Annotated in this window: 12 protein-coding genes and 1 rRNA gene; 2 read left to right on the forward strand and 11 right to left on the reverse strand. The window is 35.9% G+C overall.

Features of this window, described 5'->3' with window-relative positions; all coding sequences use genetic code 11:
- Nucleotides 1-16: 16 nt before the first annotated feature.
- Nucleotides 17-1,541: ribosomal RNA gene (locus tag C7D97_RS07190) — 16S ribosomal RNA — on the reverse strand.
- A gap of 575 nt (nucleotides 1,542-2,116) precedes the next feature.
- Here C7D97_RS07190 and C7D97_RS07195 point away from each other — a divergent pair.
- A complete protein-coding gene (locus C7D97_RS07195) occupies nucleotides 2,117-3,676 on the forward strand; it encodes a BCCT family transporter (protein ID WP_105301387.1) in 1,560 nt (519 codons plus the stop codon).
- A gap of 206 nt (nucleotides 3,677-3,882) precedes the next feature.
- Here C7D97_RS07195 and C7D97_RS07200 read toward each other — a convergent pair whose 3' ends face one another.
- Nucleotides 3,883-4,764, reverse strand: a complete 882-nt coding sequence (locus tag C7D97_RS07200) for a radical SAM protein (RefSeq protein WP_105301388.1) — start codon at nucleotides 4,762-4,764, stop codon at nucleotides 3,883-3,885.
- Nucleotides 4,765-4,844: 80 nt separating this feature from the next.
- Between C7D97_RS07200 and C7D97_RS07205 the strand changes: the two genes are divergently transcribed.
- The gene (locus tag C7D97_RS07205; protein WP_105301389.1) at nucleotides 4,845-5,393 is read left to right on the forward strand and encodes a hemerythrin domain-containing protein; all 549 of its coding nucleotides are present in this window, start codon (nucleotides 4,845-4,847) and stop codon (nucleotides 5,391-5,393) included.
- Nucleotides 5,394-5,442: 49 nt separating this feature from the next.
- Here the strand turns inward: C7D97_RS07205 and C7D97_RS07210 are convergent, their stop codons facing one another.
- The 9 genes from C7D97_RS07210 to C7D97_RS07250 form a co-directional block, all read right to left on the reverse strand.
- A complete protein-coding gene (locus C7D97_RS07210; protein WP_105301390.1) occupies nucleotides 5,443-6,585 on the reverse strand; it encodes an ABC transporter ATP-binding protein in 1,143 nt (380 codons plus the stop codon).
- Nucleotides 6,586-6,587: 2 nt separating this feature from the next.
- Entirely contained in the window at nucleotides 6,588-7,463 is an 876-nt protein-coding gene (locus tag C7D97_RS07215) for a carbohydrate ABC transporter permease (RefSeq protein WP_105301391.1), read from the reverse strand.
- Complete coding sequence (locus C7D97_RS07220; protein WP_240308895.1) at nucleotides 7,450-8,100, reverse strand: carbohydrate ABC transporter permease; 651 nt, start codon at nucleotides 8,098-8,100, stop codon at nucleotides 7,450-7,452. Before C7D97_RS07220 ends, C7D97_RS07215 begins: the two co-directional genes overlap by 14 nt.
- A 206-nt stretch (nucleotides 8,101-8,306) precedes the next feature.
- A complete protein-coding gene (locus C7D97_RS07225) occupies nucleotides 8,307-9,689 on the reverse strand; it encodes an ABC transporter substrate-binding protein (RefSeq protein WP_105301393.1) in 1,383 nt (460 codons plus the stop codon).
- Nucleotides 9,690-9,795: 106 nt separating this feature from the next.
- A complete protein-coding gene (locus C7D97_RS07230; protein WP_105301394.1) occupies nucleotides 9,796-10,512 on the reverse strand; it encodes a glycerophosphodiester phosphodiesterase in 717 nt (238 codons plus the stop codon).
- 305 nt (nucleotides 10,513-10,817) lie between these two features.
- Entirely contained in the window at nucleotides 10,818-12,455 is a 1,638-nt protein-coding gene (locus C7D97_RS07235) for an ABC1 kinase family protein (RefSeq protein ID WP_105301395.1), read from the reverse strand.
- Between the two features lie 108 nt (nucleotides 12,456-12,563).
- Nucleotides 12,564-14,342, reverse strand: a complete 1,779-nt coding sequence (gene pepF / locus C7D97_RS07240) for an oligoendopeptidase F (RefSeq protein ID WP_105301396.1) — start codon at nucleotides 14,340-14,342, stop codon at nucleotides 12,564-12,566.
- A 23-nt stretch (nucleotides 14,343-14,365) separates the two neighbouring features.
- On the reverse strand, nucleotides 14,366-15,190 hold the full coding sequence (locus tag C7D97_RS07245; protein ID WP_158679122.1) for a hypothetical protein: 825 nt from the start codon (nucleotides 15,188-15,190) through the stop codon (nucleotides 14,366-14,368).
- Between the two features lies 1 nt (nucleotide 15,191).
- On the reverse strand, nucleotides 15,192-15,869 hold the full coding sequence (locus C7D97_RS07250; protein WP_105301398.1) for a rhomboid family intramembrane serine protease: 678 nt from the start codon (nucleotides 15,867-15,869) through the stop codon (nucleotides 15,192-15,194).
- Nucleotides 15,870-15,882 lie beyond the last annotated feature (13 nt).

Consider the following 15,882-nt stretch of genomic DNA (forward strand, 5'->3'; position numbering starts at 1 on the left):
GACTTCTCATCCTTAGAAAGGAGGTGATCCAGCCGCACCTTCCGATACGGCTACCTTGTTACGACTTCACCCCAGTTACTGACCCTACCTTCGACTGCTGCTCCCAAAGGTTAGCTCACAGGCTTCGGGTATTGCCAACTTCCATGGTGTGACGGGCGGTGTGTACAAGACCCGGGAACGCATTCACCGCAGCATTCTGATCTGCGATTACTAGCAACTCCAACTTCATGCACTCGAGTTGCAGAGTGCAATCCGAACTGGGACAGGCTTTTTGAGTTTTGCTTAACTTCGCAGTCTCGCTTCCCTCTGTACCTGCCATTGTAGCACGTGTGTAGCCCAAGTCATAAAGGGCATGATGATTTGACGTCATCCCCACCTTCCTCCGGTTTGTCACCGGCAGTATTGCTAGAGTCCCCAACTTAATGATGGTAACTAACAATAGGGGTTGCGCTCGTTATGGGACTTAACCCAACATCTCACGACACGAGCTGACGACAACCATGCACCACCTGTATTACAGTCTTCCGAAGAAGTAAGTACGTATCTCTACATACCTCCGTAATATGTCAAGACTTGGTAAGGTTCTTCGCGTTGCGTCGAATTAAACCACATGCTCCGCTGCTTGTGCGGGTCCCCGTCAATTCCTTTGAGTTTCACACTTGCGTGCGTACTCCCCAGGCGGAGTGTTTATTGCGTTAGCTGCGGCACCCAGATTATTCCAGACACCTAACACTCATCGTTTACGGCGTGGACTACCAGGGTATCTAATCCTGTTTGCTACCCACGCTTTCGTACCTCAGCGTCAGTTTATGGCCAGAAAGTCGCCTTCGCCACCGGTATTCCTCCTAATATCTGCGCATTTCACCGCTACACTAGGAATTCCACTTTCCCTTCCATACCTCAAGATGAACAGTTTTAAAAGCTTACTATAGTTGAGCTATAGGATTTCACTTCTAACTTGCTTATCCGCCTACGTACCCTTTACGCCCAATGATTCCGGACAACGCTCGGACCTTACGTATTACCGCGGCTGCTGGCACGTAATTAGCCGGTCCTTATTCGTATGGTACTGTCATTTTCTTCCCATACAAAAGATTTTTACAACCCGAAGGCCTTCTAAATCACGCGGCGTCGCTGCATCAGGGTTGCCCCCATTGTGCAAAATTCCCCACTGCTGCCTCCCGTAGGAGTCTGGGCCGTGTCTCAGTCCCAATGTGGCCGTACACTCTCTCAAGCCGGCTACTGATCGTTGCCTTGGTAGGCTTTTACCCCACCAACTAGCTAATCAGACGCGAGTCCATCTTACACCGATAAATCTTTGATCAACTTATCATGCGATAGGTTGATATCATAGGGTATTATTCGTCGTTTCCAACGGCTATCCCCTTGTGCAAGGCAGGTTACTCACGCGTTACTCACCCGTCCGCCACTAATCCGCTTAAAATCATTCCGAAGAAATCAGTTAAGTTTCATCGTTCGACTTGCATGTGTTATGCACGCCGCCAGCGTTTATCCTGAGCCAGGATCAAACTCTCATAAATAGTTTGTTATGAAAGTCTCTGATCAAGACTCTATCATTTACATCTGACTTATATCAAATGCGTGATTTAAATTTTGTCCCTATCTCTTATATATAAGGATAAGAATCATTGTACTCAAAGTATTAACTTTGGTTGTTGTTATTGTATTCTATATAATTTATGATCACCATCTTGCGATGTTAATCTCGGTTCAATGTCGCTTGTATCTTGCGACTCTTATATAATACTACATAAGTTTTTGCTTGTCAAATCATTTTATCAATTTTTTATGATTTTTTTAATTTTCCAAAGCTCCAAGCTCATGCGGTATAAAATAAGTATACACCCTCAAGAGTAACTTGTCAAATAATTTTTATTTTAATATTTGCCGCTCGCTCTTTGAACATGCCATATTATAATACTATGGATTTTTCTTCTTGTCAAACAATTTCTTTTTTTTATTTTTCTTACTATATATGCTATATTTGTTTCTATCCTTTTTCTTTAAGTTAACACAAATGTTTGACTTAGATTATAAAAACAATATTATAGTCTAGTAAATTTATTGAGATTATTAATATATGAAAGGAGTTTATATGAAAGAAAAATCATCTTACATAAGAAATAATAAGGTTTTTGTTTTAGCTCTAGGATTATTAGTAGTCCTTGTAGCTATGGGAATTGTCATTCCTTCTTCTTTTGGAGAAGTAACTAGGAATCTAACTACAAGTATCACTAAGGACTTTGGTTGGTTCTACCTTTTACTTGTTACAGGTATTTTATTTTATTTGTTATACCTATGCCTTAGTCCTATCGGTCAAATTAAATTGGGTAATCCTAATTCAAAACCAGAACATTCCACTGCTTCTTGGATAGCAATGATGTTTTCAGCTGGTATGGGTATAGGCCTTGTTTTTTATGGGGCAGCAGAACCCCTCAGCCACTATGCTATAAACCCACCCCTAGCAGATCCTTCTTCTAGAAAAGCTTTGGAGGATTCTTTCCAATACACTTTCTTCCATTGGGGTATACACGCTTGGGGTGTTTATGCTATAGTGGGTCTAGCTCTCGCTTATTTTGGTTTTAGAAAGCAAGAGAGATATCTCTTGTCAGAGACCTTCAAGCCTTTGTTAGATAATACTAATGGCTTTATAGGTAAGTCAATTGATATTATTACTATTGTTGCAACTGTTATCGGGGTTGCTACAACCCTAGGTTTTGGAGCAAGTCAAATTAACGGTGGGCTTTCTTATCTATTTGGCATACCAAATAATTTCAAGATCCAGACTATAATTATATTAATCACAACCCTCCTATTTATCCTAAGCGCCATGTCAGGTTTGGGTAAGGGAGTAAAGATTTTATCAAATTTAAATCTGATTCTAGCTATAGGTCTACTGGCCATTGCCATTGTAGTAGGCCCCTCTGTAAGGATTTTAGATAACTTAACTGATTCTTTAGGAAATTACATGCAGAATTTCTTAGCTATGAGCTTTAGATCAGCCTCCTTCTATCCTGAAAAGCGTGGTTGGATTAATTCTTGGACTATTTTCTATTGGGCTTGGTGGATATCCTGGTCTCCTTTTGTTGGAGTTTTTATAGCTAGGATATCAAAGGGAAGAACTATCAGGGAATTTATTGCGGTTGTATTGCTTGTTCCAACTATTTTAAGTATCCTTTGGTTTACAAGTTTCGGTACCCTATCAACTGGCGTTCAAGAAGCAGGTTTCGATTTGACTGGCTTTGCAACTGAAGAAATTCTTTTCGCAACATTTTCCCATTATAATTTAGGCAAAATCATGTCCTTGGTTGCCCTGGTTTTAATTGTTTCGTTTTTCATAACATCTGCTGACTCTGCAACCTTTGTTTTGGCTATGTTATCTGAAAAAGGAAAGCTTAACCCATCCAATAAGAAGAAAATAGTTTGGGGAGCTCTGCTTGCCCTTATAGCCATATCGCTTCTATTTTCTGGCGGCCTTACTGCTCTGGAAAATACCCTAATCATTGTAGCCTTACCTTTTTCTCTGGTAATAATTTTTATGATGATTTCTTTACTCATAGAGCTTAAGCACGAGAAAAATAAAATGGGGCTTTCTATAAGTCCAGATAGACTTCCAAAAACAGATCAGCCTTTCAAATCCTATAGTGAAGATTAAAAAATCGCCTAAGTGGCGATTTCAGACTGTAGATAAAATCGAAATTACCCTTATTTCGACCGAACGTAGTGAGTGGAGAAATCTAATTAGATCTCTCCATGCGTTCGTTTCACTCACTTAGTCGAGATAAGGGTGACTTAAATATAAAAATTTTTAATTAAATCTACTTTTTCTATACTCTGAATCGCCTCCGGGGCGATTTTTCTTTATCTAGCTTGTCTCTCATTTGTCGAGTTCAATATCTCTGGGCTTAGGTTTTCTAGGGCGTAATTTAATTTTTCCAGTATTTTATCCTTGTTTTTAAATCTATGGCTTATATTTATAAGATTTACCATATGGCCTGATGAGAAAAGACTTTCGTCAGGATAGTCTAGATTTTCTACTAGGACTATTTGCTCTTTTATAATTTCTCCAAGACTTGCTTCCTTAAAGTCTCCTTCTTCCCTCATTTTGTAAAGCTCAGATCCAAACTGGACTGATGTTGTCATCGGAAAAACAGATTTGGATGGGTAGATATTTAGAAATTCTGCCGTAGCTTTTGCGTTTATTTCTGAATTACCACGTCCCGCAACCCCCATCATAAGGATAGCATGATAGCTTATTCCTGCTTCTTTTAATTTCCCTAGGGACTCTTTATATTCTTCTAAGTTACAACCCTTGTTTATCATAAGTAGGGCAGGCTCATAAGCCGTCTCCACTCCTATATACAATTCGTCAAATCCCAATTTCTTTAACTCTTTAAGTTCTGCTACTGTTTTGTTCTTCATATTATAAAATGAGGCATATGAAGTTATGGTTTTGATATTTGGTAAATATTCATGGATCAATTCTCCTAGATCCTTTAGTTTTTCAAAGGATAAGGCAAAGGGATCTCCATTTAAGAGATATATTCTTTCAAGATTTGGATAGTAAAAGGCTAACTCTTCCAAGTCACTTATTATATTTTCCTTGGGAGCTATAGAAAAGGGAGTTCTCTGATACATTGTGCAAAACACGCACTTGTTGTGTGAGCATCCTCTAGTTACTTCCAATAAAGGCGTCCTTGCCTCAAGGGGCGGTCTGTATATTTCATTTCCTGTGTAATGCATATTTCCTCCTCGTACTTAGATTATACAAGAAGACTAGTGGTTTTCCCAAAAGCTCAAGTATAATATTAAAAGGTGATAATATGAAAGCAATAGAGTATTTAGTAAAAGAACACGATCAAATAACAAAGTTTTTGGATAGGTTAGAGGAAGAATGTCTTTCTATTCTCAATGGTAAAGCCATAGATGAAGAATTCTTCAGGGCTAGCATCTCCTTTATCAGGGAGTTTGCAGATGGGATCCATCACAAGAAGGAAGAAGATATCCTTTTTAAATATATGCTAGAAGAGCTCGGGGTTTTGGGAGAAAAAGTTATAAAAAACGGCATGCTTGTCGAGCATCAACTCGCAAGGGGCTATGTCTTCGAGCTTGAAAATTCCCTAAATTCTTACAAGATGAAGAAGGATGATAAAGCTGTTTTGCAGATACTTGCAAACTCCATGGCCTATGTCAATCTTTTAAGAAGCCATATAGATAAGGAAAACTCCACAGTCTATAATTTTGCAGAAGATAGGTTGACGGGCGATATCAAGGAAAAAATCGAGAAAGAAAGTAGTAAGAGAGTAAAAGAAGAAGACCTATCCTATAAGAGAAAGGAAGAGCTTCTTAATATTATTTTTAAAAAGTTGTAATCTAAAAATAAAAACATACTTAGCCTAAAACGACTAGGTATGTCTTTTTTTATTCATCTATAACTTCTTGTAATTTTATAGGATCTACATTTTTTTCAGGAAAAGAAATACAATTTTCAGTTTCTGCATCGAATATATACGTATTTTCAATATTAATGCTTATATGAATTTCTTTATTCGCCAATATAGGATCTTTAGAATCAAAACGCATCACTACCGTTTCTCCATTATCAGTTCTAGTATAACCATAGGTATCCGACCCCATATATTCAACATTTGAAAACTTCACTTTTATATCAGATTCCTTATCATAATTAAATTCTTCTGTCCTTACTCCTAAAAGGATTCTTCCCTCTTGTACTCCCTTTTCTAGAAGGTCTTTTGTTTTAAAGTCAGGTAATTTAATCTTCTTGTCAAAAAGTTCTACATAAATCGAAGATCCTTCTTTTATTAAATTGGTTTCAATTATATTCATCTTAGGAGAGCCAATAAATTCTGCAATAAATCTATTTCTTGGTCTATAATATAGGTTTAGAGGTGTATCAAATTGGATAAGTTCTCCTTGATTTAAAACCGCAATCCTATCTCCCATTGTCATAGCTTCTATCTGATCGTGAGTTACATAGATAAATGTTGTATCTAACTCCTTATGAAGTCTGACTATTTCAGATCTCATCTCCACCCTTAGCTTGGCATCAAGATTTGATAAAGGCTCGTCTAATAGAAAAACCTTGGGATTTCTAACCATTGCTCTTCCCAGGGCGACTCTTTGTCTTTGTCCTCCAGATAATTGGGCTGGTTTTCTATCTAGGAGAGCTTCAAGTTGCAATATTTTTGCAATTTTTTCAACCTTTTGATTTATATTATCTTTCTTTTCTTTTTGCATCTTTAAAGCAAATCCCATATTTTCCCTGATACTCATATGAGGATATAGGGCGTAGGATTGAAATACCATAGCTATATCCCTATCTTTGGGGTTTACATCATTCATCCTAGCTTCATCTATATACAAATCTCCCGCACTTATTGGTTCAAGACCTGCAATCATCCTAAGTGTCGTAGACTTACCACAGCCAGAAGGGCCAACTAGGACTACAAACTCCTTATCTTTTATATCAAGATTTATATTCTTTGCTCCTTCGAAGCCATTATCATATATTTTCCAAATATCTTCTAATTTTACTTTTGCCATAATTACCCCTTTATTGCTCCTGTAGTTAGTCCCTTTACCATATTCTTTTGGGCGAACATAAATATTATTAGCGATGGTATCATACAAACTACAACCCCTGCTATCATCAAAAGCATCGATTGTGAATCTGCTGAATTTAGCATAGATATACCAATTTGCACCGTCCTATATCTATCAGATCCAGTTATAAGAAGTGGCCACATATACATATTCCATGCTCCCAAGAAAGATTGTACAGCCAAGGCTCCTATTGTCGGTTTTGAAAGAGGAATAAGGATTCTAAATATAAAACCCAAATCACTTGCTCCGTCTATCTTACTTGCCTCATAAATTTCCATAGGAAAAGACTTAAAAGCTTGTCTAAAGAGAAAGATTCCCATGGCACTAGTTAAGTAAGGTGCAACCAATCCAAAAAACGAATCTGTAAAGCCCCATCCAGAAATCATCAAGAAGTTCGAAATTATGGTAGTTTCTCCAGGAATCATAGTTGTCGCCATTATTATCGCAAATAGAATTCCCTTTTTCTTAAAATTTAGAAAGTGAAGGGCAAAAGCAGATAAAATTGCAGTTACCATTTGGAATAAGGTTATGATTACAGAAACTATAAGAGAATTTATTATATAGCCTTCTATTGGGGCTATCTTAAATACATCCTTATAGTTATTAATAGTTGGATTTGCTGTAAAAAAAGTCTTATCGTACAATTCCTGACTAGGCTTTACACTCATAACGAATGCATAGATTATAGGAAATAGTACGAAGAAAACTACTATAATATTTAAAATCAATCTTAATAGTTCAGTCTTTTTAAGACTTCTTTTTATAGATTTTTCCTTTTGTTTAGCATTAATCTCTTTTATATTGCTACTTACTTGCATTATTATCTCCGTTTGATCTAAAGGCTATGATTGTAAGAATCATAACTATAAAAAATAAAACTACTGATTCAGCAGAAGCATAACCATACCTGTAGTTCATAAAGGCATTTTTATAAATATCATGCACTATTACATTAGTTGCCTCTCCTGGTCCACCTTGAGTAAGAAGCTTTATTTGTCCGAATGATTGGAAGGCATTGATTATATTAGTAACTACAACAAAAAACATTATAGGTCTTACTGAAGGAAGGGTAACATGCTTAAACTGATTCCAGTTATTTGCTCCATCAATTGAAGCAGCTTCATACAAGCTGTCATCTATCCCAGCTAGTCCCGATGAAAAATATAAGAAATTCATACCTGAGTTTAGCCAAGCTGTAAGAATACCTACACTTACAAGAGCCCAGTTAGGGTCGGCCAGCCAGTTCACATTTGTTTTTAAAATCACATTTAAAATTCCTACAGATTGGTTAAGCATTACTTTAAATACTAGAGCCATACCTGATGAAGCTATAGCTATAGGAAGAGAATAAGCAGCCGAGAATAACCTGATAGCTGGAAAATTTACTCTGCACAATAGTGCTGTAGAAAATCCTATTAGAACACCTATAATTACAACTATAACAACATAAATCATGGTTACCTTTAGACTGTTCCAAAAAGATGGGGAAGATAGAAGATCCGAATAATTTTTAAATCCAATGAAAAGAGTATTGGCCCCCATATTATCCGTCGCGTACAGACTACGAATAATAGTCTGTACGAAAGGATAAAATACAAATAGTGCTAATAGAGCCAGTGCTGGAAGCATGTAAAGATAGGCTTTATTATTGTATTTATTCATTATTTGTTAACCTTATTGTATGATTCTAAGGCAGCATCTATTTCTTCTGCCATCTTTTTGCTTGCATCTTCTGGGCTTATATTTCCATTTAGGACCTCTTCGATGTACTTTTCCATAATTTGTCGAGATTCTTGATACACTGTTGCAAGTGCCCCTTGATCTTCCGGTTTTGAATCATGTAATTGATTGATTGCAGTCTCAAATTGTGGAGATTCCTTGATTAGGTCTTTGAATTCTTGTGTCTCGAGTACTCCCTTATTTACTGGGAAATATCCCGTATTTGCATTCCAATATGTTTGAGATTCGACACTTACTAAGAACTTGATGAAATCCCATGTTCCTGCCATTTTTTCCTCATCACCTGAATTTATAGCATATAAAGATGCTCCTCCGATTGAAACTCCATTCTTATCAGAATCTTTTACAGATGGGAAATATGCAGTTCCAACTTCGAATCTATCTCCTACTTCTGATAATATTTGTGTAAGAGAAGCAGTTGATGCAAATGTCATAGCACTTGTTCCTGAATTAAATTCTGCAGTTCCACCTTGCTTACCAACATTAGGCGCTATACCCTCATCAGCTAGATCTTTCCAAGCCTTAAGTATATTAGTAACACCACCATTTTCTTCAAAAACTGATTTTGTAGGATTAGCTTTTCTACCATTTTCATTATCAAATAGGTCGAGCCCTTGTTTATTCATAAATTGATCAATCCACCAACCATATACGCTAAATGAAATAGGCATATCTGTAACACCAGATTCTTTAAGTTTTTGACCTACAAGCTTCATCTCTTCCAAAGACTTTGGAGCTTCAACGTTAGCTTCCTCAAACATATCCTTGTTGTAATAAAGAAGAGGTGTTGAAGAGTTAAATGGCATAGAATTTAATTTCCCATCTACTGTATAATAAGCAAGAAGATTATCTTCTAGTTGACTTGTGTCATAATTTTCTTCATCAACAAAATCTTGCATAGGCTTGATAAGACCTGAGTCAATCATATATCTTGTTCCTAATTCAAAAACCTGAACAATATCAGCTCCTACGTCCTTGCCTGAAGCAGATGATCTAAGTTTTGTAAGAGCATCGTCGTATTCTCCTTGGAATTCTGCCTTCACAAAATATTTATCTTGTGACTCGTTATATTCAGCAACTAGATGGTCTATAGCATCGTTAAGATTACCACCCATTGAGTGCCAAAATACTATAGTTGTCTTGCCATCTGAACTATCATTGCTACTGTTTGATTCAGAGCTTTCACTATTTTTACTATCTTTTCCTGTATCAATTGATTTAGAATCCTCATTACGTCCTGCACATGCAGTTAAAGTAACGAACATCAAGACTAACATTAGTCTTCTAGCGATTTTTTTAAACATAATTCCTCCATTTATTTCATTTCCTTTAGAATTATAAAGGAAATATATCAAATTCTTTTATTAATTTTGTAATGTCTATGTAAAATAAACCTATTTTTTATTAAATTTATTTTGTAAGTAAGTCATTAACCCTATCAGGAAAATCTGTTATAAGGCCTGTCGGATTAAGGTCTAGACATTTGCTGAAGTCGTAGTCCGCTTTGCCAAACCAAATATTTAATCCTATGTTATTTTCTAAGAATTTCTCTGCTATTTCTTTGTTAATGGTGAAATTTAATGGATGGAAATATTCCATTCCCATATTATTTACGTATTCCCATGGTTTATACAGTCTTGATGATTCTAGGACTCCACATTTTATTTCTCTATCTATTTCTTTCATCTTGATTAAAGAATTGTGGTTAAAAGACGAAATTATTATTTTATCCTTCATACCATATTCATTTATTAAGTCATAAACTTTTTTCTCTATTCCCTCGTACCTTATAATGGACGTCTTAAGTTCAATGTTTGTAATGATATCTTTGTTTTTAGCAAAGTCAAAGTATTCTCTTAGAGTAGGTATTGTCTGAACTTCACAATTTAGATATCCCTTTGAAGCATTTAACTTTTTAAGTTCTTGCAAAGTTTTATCTTTTATTAGACCCTTTCCATCTGTAGTTCTTTCTAAAGTTTCATCATGAATTATTACAAGTTCACTGTCCTTTGTAAGGTGAACATCAAATTCTATACCATCCGCTCCCGTTTCTATTGCTTTTTCATAGGCGAGCATTGTATTTTCTGGATATGCTCCCTTAAATCCCCTATGGGCTATATTTAACATTTTTCCTCCTTAGCTTTATACTATAGAATATAGTAAAGGATTTTTGTAAAGAATAAATTAAGCCCTAGTAAAATTCATAAAAAATAGACCTCTGAAGTGGTCTCAGACTATAGACAAAAGCTTAAACAACAAAGGCAAAAATGACTTTGTTTACCCTAAAGGCGAAGTACTAGAAGAAAAAGAAATCGGATTTGCATCACTATTTGAAAAATTAATATATTTGAGGATAAATATAGAAAAAGCGTCGATAAACCCAATTTACTAGTGGGTTTATCGACGGTCCGAGACCCCCGAAGGAGCCTGGATTATTTTCTTTTTTTCAGTAAGCTTTTCAGTAGGTAAAGAGAAAAAATCAAGCTTATTGTTAAAATTAATATTATTAGAAGTCTTATATCCTTATTGTTTAACCCGATTAGAGCAAGGCTTAATATAGAAGATGATATGATTAGGCAAATACCTATAAAAACTATGGCATTAACCTTTCTTTTTTCAATTTTCTCAAAAAGTTGGAGATCCTCATCACTTCTTTTTTGCTCTATAGCGAAATCTCCTCTTTCTAGTTGCCTTAATATATTCAAAGAAGCTTTGGGCAGCTCATTTATAAAGCTTGCTAAATTGTAAGTATTTTTAAGTATTTTGTTTGAGACTATGTCTGGGCTTAAGAGTTTAAGCGCCATCGGTCTTGCTAGAGGTATAGCTAGGGCTATGAAGGATTCTTCTGGGACTAGCTTTTCTATAAGACCTTCTACAGTTAATACAGTTTTGCCAAAATTAGTAAGCTCTGATGGGATTTTGATTGAAAAATCTACCAGTAGCCTATAAAAGTCCTCTATAAGTTCTACTAATTTTAGCTGGCTAATATTCATAGCCATGTACTTATCCAAAAGTTTCTGGATTCTTCTTTCAAAAATCGGTATCTTCTTGCTATCAAAGGCCAAAAGTCCCATACCTATGATGGCATCTGTCACAAAACTTACTTCGTTAAAACTTGCTCCTAGGAATATTTTGATTATCTGATACCTATAGTTTTCCGAAAGAGTGGATACTATACCAAAATCAATGAGATATAGATTATTATCTGAATCTACAAAGATATTTCCAGGATGGGGATCCGCGTGGAAAAAGCCATAGGAAAACATCTGGTTGGTGTAGGCCTTGATGATCTTTTTAGCAAGTGTCTTTCTTATCTCTGGATCTTTATTGTAAATTGATCTGATGGTTTTGCCATTTATGTATTCAATAGTTAGGACCGACTTCCCACAATAATCTTCGTAGACAGCTGGAGATGATAGGTCGGTCGTTCTCTTGTTATCTTCCCTATATTTTAAGATATTTTCCTTTTCATTTTTGAAATCAATCTCTTTTCTTAAAGTTTTATCAAATTCTTCTAGGACTTCTCCTAAGTCGAAGGATTCGATAAAGTTAAGTTTATTCTGATATTTCCTGTATAAGTCCCTGATAATAGCGAGATCTTCACTTACCCTTTTTTCTATATTTTTTCTTCTAACCTTTACTACGACCTTTTTGACTGAATCATCATTCCTAATATAAGCAAGGTGGGTTTGGGCAATAGAGCCTGTCGCAAGAACCTTCCTATCAAATTCTACAAATATATCTTCAATATCCCTAGCAAATTCTTCTTCTATAGTTTCTTTTATATAGGAGAAATCCTCTTCCTTTACATCATCCTGGAGCTTTTCTAATTCATTTATTATATTGTCTGAGAATATATCTCTCCTGGTAGATAAAATTTGGCCGAATTTAATAAAGACTGGACCCAGGTCCTCGAAGAGGACGACAAGATTTTGGCCAAGACGAATCTCTCTTTCTTTATCTTCCTTCCTATTATTTCTATCCTTAGCAAAGACAAGCCTCATATCTCTAATAAGCTCCGGATTCATAAATTTCTTTACTATTTCAAATTTTCTCTTCCTATAAGTCATAAGCTACTCATTTCTATTTTTAAAAGCTACTCTTATATTCATATTTACCCAAATTAAAGCTTAAATAAAAAAGGCTACAGCATAGCCATAGCCTCATAACTTATATTTTTATAATATTGCTTCTCTTAAATCTTTTAGAGCATCTCTTGCTACATCCATAGCCTTTTGCATGGCATCCTTGCCTGTCATATCAACTCCTGCTTTCTTTAGGACTTCTAGTGGATATTCGCTCTCTCCTGCTTTTAGGTAGTTTAGATAAGCTGCTCTATCCTCATCTGTTCCGTGAAGGATCTTTTGGCTTAGGGCAACAGCACTCATAAATCCTGTCGCATATTGGAAGACATAGTAGAACATGTAGAAGTGTGGGATTCTCGCCCATTCTGCAGATATAAATTCATCTACTTCTATGTCTTCTCCAAAAAGATCTTCGTTTAATTCTTTGTATATTCCGTGAAGTCTCTCAGATGGAATTGGCTCACCAGCTTCTACTAATTTATTTACCTTATGCTCGAATTCTGCAAACATAGTTTGTCTAAAGACTGTTGATTTGAATTGGTTTACAAAGTAGTTTAGTAGATAAGCTGTTTCTTCTTTAGACTTGGAGTTTTTGAGCATGTAGTCTAGGAGAAGAAGCTCGTTGGTAGTTGATGCAATCTCTGCCAAGAATATTGAATAAGAACCATATTGGTATTCTTGATTGCTCCTTGTGTAGTAGGAGTGCATAGAGTGACCTAACTCGTGAATTACTGTAAATACATCATCTATTGTATTTGTGTAATTGAGTAAGATGAATGGTTGGGTATCGTAGGAGCCTGATGAGTAAGCTCCGCCCCTTTTGCCCTTGTTTGGACAAACGTCGAACCATCCTGTTTCAAATCCCTTCCTTGCTACCTCTACGTATTCCTCGCCGAGTGGTTTGATAGCTTCGAGGACGATTTCTTTAGCTTCATCAAATTCGATTTTTCTATCATAATCTTTTACGAGCGGCATGTAAATATCATGGAATCCTAAGTCATCTACTCCGAGGAATTCTTTCCTAAGTGTGGTGTAATCCCTGTGTATATCGACATTGTCGTGGACTACTTCTAGTAGGTTGTCGTAGATTTCTTCTGGTAAGTTATTAGCAAACAAGCTCATTTCTCTAGCTGATGAGAATCCTCTAAGCTTAGCTTCTGTGTTGTGAGCTGAGAAGTCTCCATCTAGGGTGCTTGCTAAGGTGTTTGAGAATTGTCTATAGGTCTTGTAATACTCCTCATAAACCTTTCGTCTAAAGTCTCTGTCCTTATCTTGTTGTAAGTTTACGAAGTTCGCATCGGTGATTTCTATCTCTTCCCCATCTTTTTCTACACTTGGAAAAGACATATCAGCATTTGAGAAAATCATGTAGGTCGCACTTGGATTTTGAGAAGTCTTACCAAAGCTTGCTATTATTTGCTCACTTTTCTCATCCAAGGTGTGGTCTTTGTATCTAGCAATATCTTCAAAGTAGTGAGAAAGATGAGATATTTCAGGATCTTTTAGGTATTCCTTAATCTTTTCCCCATCTGTTGCCAAAAGTTCTGGTCTTATGAAAGATAGGGCTTCGGTTAGGGCAACATATGTGTTAGTAGCTACCTGGTCCATCTCTTGGTATTTGGTAACTCTAGTATCTTCATCGCTTTTTAATGATGCGTAGACATAGGCTTTCTCTAATTTTCTAGAAAACTCTTCATCTAATTTGATAAATTCTTTGAAATTATCTAGGCTAGATGTGATTTTCCCCTTAAAGCCTACTAGCTTATCAGCTAATTTCTTGACATTTTCTATATCTTCGTAGAAGTCTTCGTCTTTTTCATAAATCGAAGTCGTATCCCATTTTAATCTTTGGTCTATATCTTTTCTTTCCATTTTTTCTCCTATTTTATTTTCTCCTATTTTATAGTGATGGTATCTTTCCCATCATCAGTCTTTCTCTTTTCGATATTTAAAATTTCCTTATCCTTCTTATCGTAAAGAAGATTTCCTATTTCAAGCTCTTCTCCTAAAATAGTGTCCTTAGCCAAGTCCATATCTAAGTCATAGGCCCTAGAGATATCTTGTAAATATTTATCTTCAGCTTCTATCCTAGTCCTTATAGCTTCCTTAAGGTCCTTCTTAGTAGAAGTTTCACTAGATTCTACCAAATCATCCAGCCTTCTGACTTCAGGCTCAATCTTTTCAGTCGTATTGTAGAAGGAAAAATAATCGAGTAGGCTTAGATATTTATTGTACAAATAATAATTACTTACACTTTCATTTTCAAAGACTGAAATCTCGCTTACTAAAAGCATAGGCCCGCTTTCAGAATCAAAGCTTATGACCTTGATTCTGCTTACGAGCTCATCTTCTCTTGAAAGAGGTCCATAAGTAAATTCAGCCCTTCCTTCATCGTCATAGACTAGTTTAAGATTTAAGATATTTGCTTGATCTTTTTCTAATACAAAGCCAACTTGATTTCCAGCAAAATTTATCTCCTTAATAAATCCTGTAGCCTCATCAAGACTTATATTATCACCGATAACAGCCTTCTTATAATCTTTTTCGAAGTCGATTTTTCTAACAGTCTCCTTGGTAGATGCGTCCTTGTAGGTTACCTCCGGCATCTCTATAGTTTCTTTGGGCTTATCCACTTCGTCAATCTCTTTCTCAAATTCCTCCTTAGACTGGAAGGAACAAGCACTTAACAAAAACACTAGACCTAATATCCATAACTTCATCTTAGCCAACACCCAGACTCTTATTACCAATTCTTATAAACAAGAAAGCCAAGACTATGAAGGCTATTAGAGAAATTATGATAGTAGTCTTTGGAAGCTGTCTATTTACAACAGGGAAAATTCCAGCAAGAAGAACACCTGCCAAAAATCCTCCTATATGTCCTTGGACTCCAATTCCAGGAGCAAGCAAGGAATAGATTATATTTATAACTATTATAGAAATAAAGCTCGCCCCAAGTCCTCTTAATATCTCATCATCCTTGTAGTTAATCATAAGACCAATAGCAAGCCCAAACATCCCATAAAGGGAAGTAGACGCTCCGGCAGAGACAGTATTGGCCCCACCAAAAGCATAGGTAAAGAGATTTCCCATAATTCCAGCCAAAATATAGATTATTAGAAAGTTAATAGATCCATAAAGTCTCTCGAAAAGAGGGCCTATATTATAAAGGAAATACATATTAAATAAAATATGAAAAAATCCTATATGAATAAAGGCTGCTGTAAAGACTCTCCACCATTCGCCTTGATAAAACAAGGGCTTGACCATCGCTCCAAATCTTACGAGATTTCCAATATTCTCGCTTCCTCCTGTCAAAGTCATTATAGCGAAAACTGCTATATTGATTATCATAAGGACAGTTGTCACTTTTGTTTCTCCTAATTTTTTAATATTCATAATAGATAATTGT

This window comes from Anaerococcus marasmi (assembly GCF_900290195.1).
Lineage (GTDB): Bacteria > Bacillota > Clostridia > Tissierellales > Peptoniphilaceae > Anaerococcus > Anaerococcus marasmi.

What these genes read in the sequence shown, in the direction of transcription:
- C7D97_RS07195 (WP_105301387.1), top strand. Translation starts at nt 2,117, where the DNA reads ATGAAAGAAAAATCATCTTACATAAGAAATAATAAGGTTTTTGTTTTA.
- C7D97_RS07200 (WP_105301388.1), bottom strand. Translation starts at nt 4,764, where the DNA reads ATGCATTACACAGGAAATGAAATATACAGACCGCCCCTTGAGGCAAGG.
- C7D97_RS07205 (WP_105301389.1), top strand. Translation starts at nt 4,845, where the DNA reads ATGAAAGCAATAGAGTATTTAGTAAAAGAACACGATCAAATAACAAAG.
- C7D97_RS07210 (WP_105301390.1), bottom strand. Translation starts at nt 6,585, where the DNA reads ATGGCAAAAGTAAAATTAGAAGATATTTGGAAAATATATGATAATGGC.
- C7D97_RS07215 (WP_105301391.1), bottom strand. Translation starts at nt 7,463, where the DNA reads ATGCAAGTAAGTAGCAATATAAAAGAGATTAATGCTAAACAAAAGGAA.
- C7D97_RS07220 (WP_240308895.1), bottom strand. Translation starts at nt 8,100, where the DNA reads ATGATTTATGTTGTTATAGTTGTAATTATAGGTGTTCTAATAGGATTT.
- C7D97_RS07225 (WP_105301393.1), bottom strand. Translation starts at nt 9,689, where the DNA reads ATGTTTAAAAAAATCGCTAGAAGACTAATGTTAGTCTTGATGTTCGTT.
- C7D97_RS07230 (WP_105301394.1), bottom strand. Translation starts at nt 10,512, where the DNA reads ATGTTAAATATAGCCCATAGGGGATTTAAGGGAGCATATCCAGAAAAT.
- C7D97_RS07235 (WP_105301395.1), bottom strand. Translation starts at nt 12,455, where the DNA reads ATGACTTATAGGAAGAGAAAATTTGAAATAGTAAAGAAATTTATGAAT.
- pepF (WP_105301396.1), bottom strand. Translation starts at nt 14,342, where the DNA reads ATGGAAAGAAAAGATATAGACCAAAGATTAAAATGGGATACGACTTCG.
- C7D97_RS07245 (WP_158679122.1), bottom strand. Translation starts at nt 15,190, where the DNA reads ATGAAGTTATGGATATTAGGTCTAGTGTTTTTGTTAAGTGCTTGTTCC.
- C7D97_RS07250 (WP_105301398.1), bottom strand. Translation starts at nt 15,869, where the DNA reads ATGAATATTAAAAAATTAGGAGAAACAAAAGTGACAACTGTCCTTATG.